The sequence below is a fragment of the Cupriavidus sp. 2TAF22 genome (assembly GCF_052115045.1).
In the GTDB taxonomy this organism is placed as follows: domain Bacteria; phylum Pseudomonadota; class Gammaproteobacteria; order Burkholderiales; family Burkholderiaceae; genus Cupriavidus.
Genome location: NZ_JBFRFX010000090.1, coordinates 1 through 7686, shown reverse-complemented (window position 1 = coordinate 7686; position 7686 = coordinate 1). Strand labels below are relative to the sequence as shown.

The 7686-nt window shown below is 67.3% G+C and carries 8 protein-coding genes; 3 read left to right on the top strand and 5 right to left on the bottom strand.

The window, feature by feature from the left end; all coding sequences use genetic code 11:
• Nucleotides 1–28: 28 nt before the first annotated feature.
• The 4 genes from AB4Z48_RS40045 to AB4Z48_RS40030 all read right to left on the bottom strand — a co-directional run bounded on the left by AB4Z48_RS40045 (nt 29) and on the right by AB4Z48_RS40030 (nt 2145).
• On the bottom strand, nt 29–286 hold the full coding sequence (locus tag AB4Z48_RS40045; protein ID WP_441624379.1) for a hypothetical protein: 258 nt from the start codon (nt 284–286) through the stop codon (nt 29–31).
• Nucleotides 287–360: 74 nt separating this feature from the next.
• On the bottom strand, nt 361–618 hold the full coding sequence (locus tag AB4Z48_RS40040; protein ID WP_441624377.1) for a hypothetical protein: 258 nt from the start codon (nt 616–618) through the stop codon (nt 361–363).
• Nucleotides 619–1119: 501 nt separating this feature from the next.
• Nucleotides 1120–1560, bottom strand: coding sequence for a DUF4399 domain-containing protein (locus AB4Z48_RS40035; protein ID WP_441624375.1), 441 nt, complete (start codon nt 1558–1560; stop codon nt 1120–1122).
• A gap of 159 nt (nt 1561–1719) precedes the next feature.
• Nucleotides 1720–2145 (bottom strand): DUF4399 domain-containing protein, encoded by a 426-nt coding sequence (locus AB4Z48_RS40030; RefSeq protein ID WP_441624373.1) that lies wholly within the window; start codon nt 2143–2145, stop codon nt 1720–1722.
• Between the two features lie 488 nt (nt 2146–2633).
• Between AB4Z48_RS40030 and AB4Z48_RS40025 the strand changes: the two genes are divergently transcribed.
• Nucleotides 2634–4580 (top strand): SUMF1/EgtB/PvdO family nonheme iron enzyme, encoded by a 1947-nt coding sequence (locus tag AB4Z48_RS40025; protein WP_441624371.1) that lies wholly within the window; start codon nt 2634–2636, stop codon nt 4578–4580.
• Between the two features lie 79 nt (nt 4581–4659).
• Here the strand turns inward: AB4Z48_RS40025 and AB4Z48_RS40020 are convergent, their stop codons facing one another.
• On the bottom strand, nt 4660–6732 hold the full coding sequence (locus AB4Z48_RS40020; protein ID WP_441624369.1) for a serine/threonine-protein kinase: 2073 nt from the start codon (nt 6730–6732) through the stop codon (nt 4660–4662).
• 457 nt (nt 6733–7189) lie between these two features.
• Here AB4Z48_RS40020 and AB4Z48_RS40015 point away from each other — a divergent pair, with 457 nt between their 5' ends.
• On the top strand, nt 7190–7447 hold the full coding sequence (locus AB4Z48_RS40015; protein ID WP_441624367.1) for a hypothetical protein: 258 nt from the start codon (nt 7190–7192) through the stop codon (nt 7445–7447).
• A 46-nt stretch (nt 7448–7493) separates the two neighbouring features.
• Nucleotides 7494–7686 (top strand): hypothetical protein (locus AB4Z48_RS40010; protein ID WP_441624365.1); only part of this gene is annotated, 193 nt, incomplete at its 3' end.

Sequence of the window (7686 nt, the reverse complement as noted above, 5' to 3'; positions counted from 1 at the left end):
CGGCGGGGCCGGCAGAGCGGCGGCAACATCAGCGATAGATGTTGTTCTGAGCGTTCTGGGTCGAGTTGACATGCGACTTGATGTCGTCCACGAAGGCAGCGTTGTTGCCGTTCATGTTGACCACGTTCTGCGTCTGGCCGATCAGCTGCGAGGCGTTGAAAGTCGAATCGACCTTGACCGAGCTGAACACGGGCATGAAGGGCACGAAGCCGCCGCGCACGCTGCGCATGGCGCGGGCGTCGAGTTCTTCGGTGACGGACAGGTCTTTGATGGCGATGGTAGTCATGGCAGTTCTCCGGTACTCAGTGATGTGCGAATTCGGTTGGCGCGCTCGGCGGGGCCGGCAGRGCGGCGGCAACATCAGCGATAGATGTTGTTCTGRGCGTTCTGGGTCGAGTTGACATGCGACTTGATGTCATCCGCGAAGGCCGTGTTGTTGCCGTTCATATTGACCACGTTCTGGGTCTGGCCGATCAGCTGCGAGGCGTTGAAGGTCGAGTCGAGCTTGACCGAGCTGAACACGGGCATGAAGGGCACGAAGCCGCCGCGCACGGCGCGCATGGCGCCGGCGTCGAGTTCTTCGGTGACGGACAGGTCCTTGATGGCGATGGTAGTCATGGCAGTTCTCCTGGAAGGCGGTTGGCCAGCTGGCCGGGTATCGATTGGGACTTCGGTTCGTTTGCTGCTGAGCATCTTTGCTTCGCTCGGGAGGTACAAACGCATGGAGTGTGCCAAGGCGGGCCATGTCGGCGCGGATCGCCCGCAAACCCAGTCCCCGCCTGGATTTTTTCTTTGGCGCAGCACATGGAACCGGTGCGCGCGCCAGCTGGCACGGCAGTGCGCTGACGGGCGTGGACCAACACAATGGCGCGCGGGTGTTCGCGGGCAACAGACAGCAGCGGAAAACACACGTCAGGGTCGGCACTCGCGGCGACCGGGATTCATGGCGGCGGCGATGGCGGCGCAGGAACGGGAGGAAATGCGGGAAATGAAGGAAGCGCAGAAGGGCGCGGCGGGGAAACGAAGCGCGGGACGATGCCGGGAATGGCGCCGCGCGGCGGCGGTGCGCCGGGCTCTTGTGGCCCGGCTAGCGCAACGCCCCTGGTGCGCCCGGCGAGATCACTTCACGTAGATCGTGATCTTCTTGGAGTAGATCGGCGGATTGTGCGGGATGTGCTTGTCGTCGGCCATCAGCAACTGCAGCGTGTGCTTGCCGGGCGGCAGTTCGATGGTGGTCTCGGTTTCGCCCGCACCGAAATGCAGGTGGTTGCGGTCGTTGGGGATCTCCTTGTCCATCGGTGGCAGATCGGTATCGATGAGCAGGTGGTGATGGCCGCTGTTCGGGAACTTCACGCCGCGCGGCGCCACGCCCATGCCGCGCAGGCCGAACCACACCTTGATCGGCTTGCCGGCCGGCAGGACCTGGTTGTTGTTGGGGAAGCCGATATACAGGTAGGCATTGGGCGGCGCCGGCGTGGGACCGGCCACCGCGTTGTCCGGCATCGCGCCGTTCAGAAGCAGGCTGGCTGCGAGCGCAGCGCCCAGAATGAGCTTACGCATGAACTCTCTCCCGTTGGGTGCCGCCGGGATGGCGGTCCGGGCCTGACAGGCACCGTCAAGCATGAAGCGAAGCGGTCCTGGCAAGGCGCGCGGCCGCAGACGGCACGGTAGTACGGCAAGGCTGTGCAACGACGCCAGGATCTTTTTTGATCGTGCCTCTTATCGAACTGTGATCGTGATCTTCTTGGAGTACACGGGCGGATCGTGCGGCTTGTGATTCGCATCGCCCAGCAGCATCTGCAGCGTGTGCTTGCCTGGCGGCAACTCGATGCGCGCCTCGGTTTCGCCGGCACCGAAGTGGAGGTGGTTGCGGTCGTTGGGGATTTCCTTGTCCATCGGCGGCAGATCGGTGTCGATCAGCAGGTGATGGTGGCCGACGTTGGCCATCTCCACGCCCTTGGGGGCGACGCCCATATTGCGCAGGCCCATGCGCACCCAGAACTTGCCGCCCTCGATCACGGCGCCGTCGGGCGGCCAGATGATGTAGGCCTCGGCATTGGGTGGAGCCGGCGTGGAAAACGAGATCGAAGGCAACGCAGCCAGCAGCGATGCTGCCATGGTGCCGAGCACGGTTCGCCTGTGCATGTGAAAGGCCTCCCTACGACGGTCCGTGCTGCAGCGCGCGTGTGCGCGGCGGCACATGCATGGCAACGCGGCAAGCGCCAGGCGCGCCGGCAAGGCACCGGCGGGGCTTCCTGCACCCTTTTTCACTCTTTCGCGAATTCTCGAAAGCGCGGCGTGGATTCTTGCTCTTGATCAGCGCCCTGCATTTTCGTCATTCAGCTTAGAACGGAAAACCGTAAAAAGATACTTGACGCTACCCGGCCCGCGCCGCACGCGGCGGATGGTGCGCCCGCTGCGCCACCCGGCGTCGCAAAGCACCTCCGGATTCACAATCGCTGTGCTATGGTGGATTGAGCCAGCCCGGTATCGCCAGCGCGGCATCTTGCCTTCGCACGGCAAACCCCGGACCCGGCGCGATGGCCCGGCATCATCGTGTTTCGCCGACCACGTGACACCATCGGCACGCGGCGCGGCGATGAACTTCTGCGCCGTACGAACAAGGCCTGCATATGTGGCGAAAACTCCTTGTCGTGTGCCTGATCGGGTTGGCCACGGCCTTCCCTGCCGCAGCCGCGCCCGGAACGCCGGAGCCAGGCAGCGAGGCGCGCCTGGCGCTCGTGATCGGAAATGCCGCATACGCTGATGCCCCTCTGCCGAACGCCGCCAGCGATGCGCGCGCGATGGGACAGGCCCTCGGAGCGCTCGGCTTCGACGTCATGCTGCGCGAGAACCTCGACAGCGCCGGCATGGCGCAGGCGCTTGCCGAATTCCGGCAACGCCTTGGCAAGGGCGGCGTCGGCCTGTTCTATTTCGCCGGCCACGGCATCGAAGTCGGCGACAGGCCGCTCCTGCTTCCCGTCGACGTGCGCGGCGACGCGCCCCACCGGCTGCTGACCGGCGCGACGGAACTGGGCACGATACTGGCGAGCATGCCGGCGGCGCGCCCGGGCGGGCGCAATATCCTGATCCTCGATACCTGCCTGGACAATCCGTATCGCGGCGCGACGGCGATGCCGCCGGCCGCGCCCCCCGCAACCGTGATCGCCTACGCCACGGCGCCCGGCGCCCGCGCCGGCGACGGCGCCTTCACCGCCGCGCTGCTGCAGGCGATGCGGATGCCCGGGACCGATGCCGAGACCGCCCTGCGCCGTGCCGGCCAGATCGTCAGCCAACAGACCGGGCTCGGGCAGCAACCATGGATATCGTCGTCGTTGCCGGCACCGTTGCGGCTTGCGGCGCGCGTGGCGGCCGGGGATGCCGGCGCCGGTGGCATCGCAGCGCCTGCCGGCGGACCGACACGGGTGTCGCCATTACAATATGCACAGCGCGGCATCCTGCCCAAGGACAGCGACGAGCAGTACGAACTGACCTTCTGGGAATCGATCAAGAACAGCAATTTCTCCAGCGACTACGAGGCGTACCTGAAGGCCTACCCCAATGGCCGCTTCGCACCGCTGGCACGGGCCCGCATCGAGCGCCTGCGCGCCAGCGGCGCCAAGCCCGAGACGGGCACCCCCGCCGCCCCCCCCGAACGGTCCCGCCCGGGGTCCGCGTCGACAGGGCCGTCTGCCGCGCAGGGCACCGTCACGCCGCCCCCGGCACGCGCGCAGAGCGGCAAGGTGCAGGGGCCGGCGAGTGCGCCGGCAACTGCGCCGCCCGGCGCGACGGCCGGTGCCAGCACGCCCGCGCCCGGCTCGCAGCGGGCAGTGGCAAGCGGCGCCGTCACGGTCGACATCAAGCCCGGCGAGCTCAAGGACTGCCCTGCCTGTCCCGTGCTGCACAGCCTGCCGGCGGGCAGCTTCACCATGGGCAGCAACGGTGGCGACCCGACCGAGAAGCCTCCGCACCGCGTGACCATCGGCCAGCCCTTCGCCATCGGCAAGTACGAGGTCACCGTCGAGCAATGGAGCGCCTGCGCCGATGCCGGCGGCTGCCAGCGCATCGCCACGGTGGCCGGCGCGGCGCGCAACGCGCCTGTGCGCGACATCAGCTGGGACGATGCCCAGCAGTACCTGGCGTGGCTGAGCAAGACCAGCGGCAAGGCCTACCGGCTGCCCACCGAGGCCGAGTGGGAATACGCGGCGCGCGGTGGCACCAGCACGCTCTACTGGTGGGGCGACCAGATGCGCAAGGGCACCGCCAACTGCAAGGACTGCGGCGACCCGTGGAACGCCGACACACCGGCCAATGTCGGCTCCTTCGCCGCCAACGGCTTTGGCCTGCACGACATGAACGGCAGCGTATGGGAATGGGTGGCCGATTGCTGGCACATCTCCTACAAGAACGCGCCGGTGGACGGGCGCGCCTGGGACGACCCCGGCTGCAGCGTGCGTGTGATCCGTGGCGGCTCGTGGCACGAAGGCGCGAGCTACATGCTCTCCTCCACCCGCTTCAAGTACAGCGCCAGCGTGCGGCAGTCGCAGAACGGCTTCCGCGTGGTGCGCGACCTGAAGTAGGTCGCCTGAAGTAGGCCACCCGAAGCAGGCCGCCCGAAGCAGGCCGCGGACGGGCCCGGCAGCGAAGCGCGCCGGGCGCCTAGCGCGGCCGGGTGGATATCTGCACGATGTCCGCGCCGATGCGGTCCTCGCCATGCTTGGCCGCCATCGGCCCGAGTTGCCGGTCAAGCGCGCGCAGATAGTCCTGGCGCGACTCCGCTTCGGGCCGCAGCGCGTCGAACAGCGGCGCGGGCGCGGTGAGCAGCACGATCAGCTCCGTGCCGAACGGCTTGGAGATCACCCAGTCGCCAAGGCTGCCGATTGTGGCGCTATAGCTCGCCGGCGCCTGGTTGGCCTTGGAACGGGCGCTCGGCACCATGTGCACGACCTTGCCGTCGGCCATGTAGTAGTCCACGTAGACGTAGGTATCGTATGGCGGCGTGGTGATATCGACGATCAGCGGCGTGCCTTCGGCAAGCTGCCCGCCGGGCGCGCGCGTGCGGATGGTGGCGAGCGCATCCCCGCTGCGGCGCCCCGACCAGTAGGGCGAGACAAGCTTGACCACGTCGCACTTGTCGTCGCCCAGCGGCTGCACTTCCAGGTTCACGCTCTGCACGCCCGGCACCGCGCCCAGGTCTTCCTTCAAGCGCTTGACGCCGAAGCGTTCCGCCACGAACCCGCGCACCTGCAGTTCGTGCTCGCCGTGCGCGGAGGCGGCCAGCAGCGAGCAAGGCGCGCGCGCCAGCACGGCCGCCACGGCAGGCATCGACAAGGCGCGCGGCGGCACGGCTTCCGCGCGCGCCGGCGGTTGCTCGGGTGCCTTGTTCCCGGCGGGGGGCACAGCGCCGGCCGGGGCTTCCGCCTGCGTCTTGACATCGGCGGCGCCGCGCGTGCGCCACGCAAAATAGCCCACGCCGCCCACCACCAGCAGGCCCGCCAGCGAGGCCGCGCCCAGCTTGGCCAGCGACGGCATGCCTGAACGCTCGGCGCCCAGGTCCGCCAGGAAGCGCGCCACGGTCGGCGTACGCGTGGCGCGATCGAACGACAAGGCAGCGCGCAGCGCCCGCCATTGGCCGCGCGAGAGCGTCTTCGGCCGCTGCAGCTTCAGGCCGCCGCTGCGCGCCTGGTTGGCGGAAAGCCGCTCGTACGGGTGGCGGCCGGTGAGGAGTTCGTAGGTCACGCAGGCCAGCGCATAGATATCGTCGCGCGGATCCGGCTCGCTGTGATCGAACATCTCGGGGCTGGCATAGGCAGGCGTCATGCCCCCCAGCGTGCCGGGATCGAAGACGGTGGGATCGGCATCGTCGGCCGGCTGCTGGAACACGCGCGCGATGCCGAAGTCGATCACCTTGACTTCGCCGCTGTCGGTGATGAACACATTGGCGGGCTTGAAATCGCAATGGACGAAGCCGCGCTCGTGCGCGTACGACAGCGCGCGCGCCATCCCCGTGATGATGGGCAGCGCCTTGCCGTAGGGCATGCCGGCGAAATCGGGCGCGCGCAAGATGCGGTTGAGCGATTTGCCCTGCAGGTACTCCATGGTCAGGTAGACCACCGAGCCGTCGCGGTCGAAGTCGTAGACGGTGACGATGTTCCGGTGCGCCAGCGTCTGCGCCTTGCGTGCCTCTCGCTGCAGCGCGATCAGCGATTTCGGGTGACCGCGGAACTGCACATTGAGAACCTTGATGGCGATATAGGGCTTGCGGTCCGAGGCTTCCAGCTTGCGCAGGTCGAGCGCCTTGAAAACCGTGCCCATGCCGCCCACACCCAGGCATTCCTCCAGTACGAAGCGGCCATTGAGCGTATCGCCCACGCCCTTGACGGGCTCGCCGGCCGGGATGGCCTGGCCGCCGGCCGCCGCGACCGAGGCGCCGGCCGAAGGCGACGAAGGCGTGGAAGGCATGGACGCACCGCCCGCCGGGCCGGTCTCCATGCGGGTCTCCTCGCCACCCTCCTCGAACTGCGTGTTGCTGCGGCGCTCGATGCGGCGCAGCACCTCTTCATAGACGCCCGGCGGCAACGGCACGCGCGTGTTTTCCTCGCTGAGCATTTCCGCCAGCTGCCGCGCGCTGGCCTGGTCGGCGGCCAGGGTGCGGTCGATGCGGGCAAATAGCTCTTCGTGCGACAGACCACCGCTTTGGAAGGTTCGTATCAGGTCCGGAATGCTAGGCATCGATGCAGCCGCGACGTAGTAGCGCGAAGTTGCGCATTGAGCGCCCACTCGCCATTCTCCAGCGAGTACCTGCCCACGATGGATACTAGTGCGCACTCATGGCAATCGCAAACCCCCCGTGCATCGCATCAACGGCCGCGCGCGGCGCATGCGCCTCGTGGCAGGCCTGTCTTGCGCCAGGTGTCGTGCGCAAGCGAACACAAGCGGCGACAGTGTTGGCCGCGGCCCGTCAGCCCACGGCACCGCCGGCCCGCCCGCGGGTACGCCGCATGTGCAGCGAAGCAGCCGAAGCCCAGTGCCAGCCTGGCTTTGCGGACAATTTCCGGCGACATGGCCTGCCTTGGCACACTCCATGCGTTTGTACCTCCCGAGCGAAGCAAAGATGCTCGACAGCAAACGAACCGAAGTCCCAATCGATACCCGGCCAGCTGGCCAACCGCCTTCCAGGAGAACTGCCATGACTACCATCGCCATCAAGGACCTGTCCGTCACCGAAGAACTCGACGCCGGCGCCATGCGCAGCGTGCGCGGCGGCTTCGTGCCCTTCATGCCCGTGTTCAGCTCGGTCAAGCTCGACTCGACCTTCAACGCCTCGCAGCTGATCGGCCAGACCCAGAACGTGGTCAACATGAACGGCAACAACACGGCCTTCGCGGAYGACATCAAGTCGCATGTCAACTCGACCCAGAACGCCCAGAACAACATCTACCGCTAATCGTCGCCGCCCCCCCCGGCCATCACTGCATTCAAGGAGCAGCATCATGTCATCCATCACCGTGCGCGACCTCGCGCTGACCCAAGAACTCGACAGCAAGTCCCTGGCCGCGGTGCGCGGCGGCGCCAAYACCTGGATGCAGGGACTGGGCCCGGYGGCCAACGTCAATGTCAACGTCAACCAGAACATCSYCCAGCTGCAGAGCRTCAACGTCAACACGCTCAACAACGTCAACAACG

Excerpts from the sequence above, each read along its gene's own strand:
- AB4Z48_RS40045 (WP_441624379.1), bottom strand. The coding sequence starts at position 286 with ATGACTACCATCGCCATCAAAGACCTGTCCGTCACCGAAGAACTCGAC.
- AB4Z48_RS40035 (WP_441624375.1), bottom strand. The coding sequence starts at position 1,560 with ATGCGTAAGCTCATTCTGGGCGCTGCGCTCGCAGCCAGCCTGCTTCTG.
- AB4Z48_RS40030 (WP_441624373.1), bottom strand. The coding sequence starts at position 2,145 with ATGCACAGGCGAACCGTGCTCGGCACCATGGCAGCATCGCTGCTGGCT.
- AB4Z48_RS40025 (WP_441624371.1), top strand. The coding sequence starts at position 2,634 with ATGTGGCGAAAACTCCTTGTCGTGTGCCTGATCGGGTTGGCCACGGCC.
- AB4Z48_RS40020 (WP_441624369.1), bottom strand. The coding sequence starts at position 6,732 with ATGCCTAGCATTCCGGACCTGATACGAACCTTCCAAAGCGGTGGTCTG.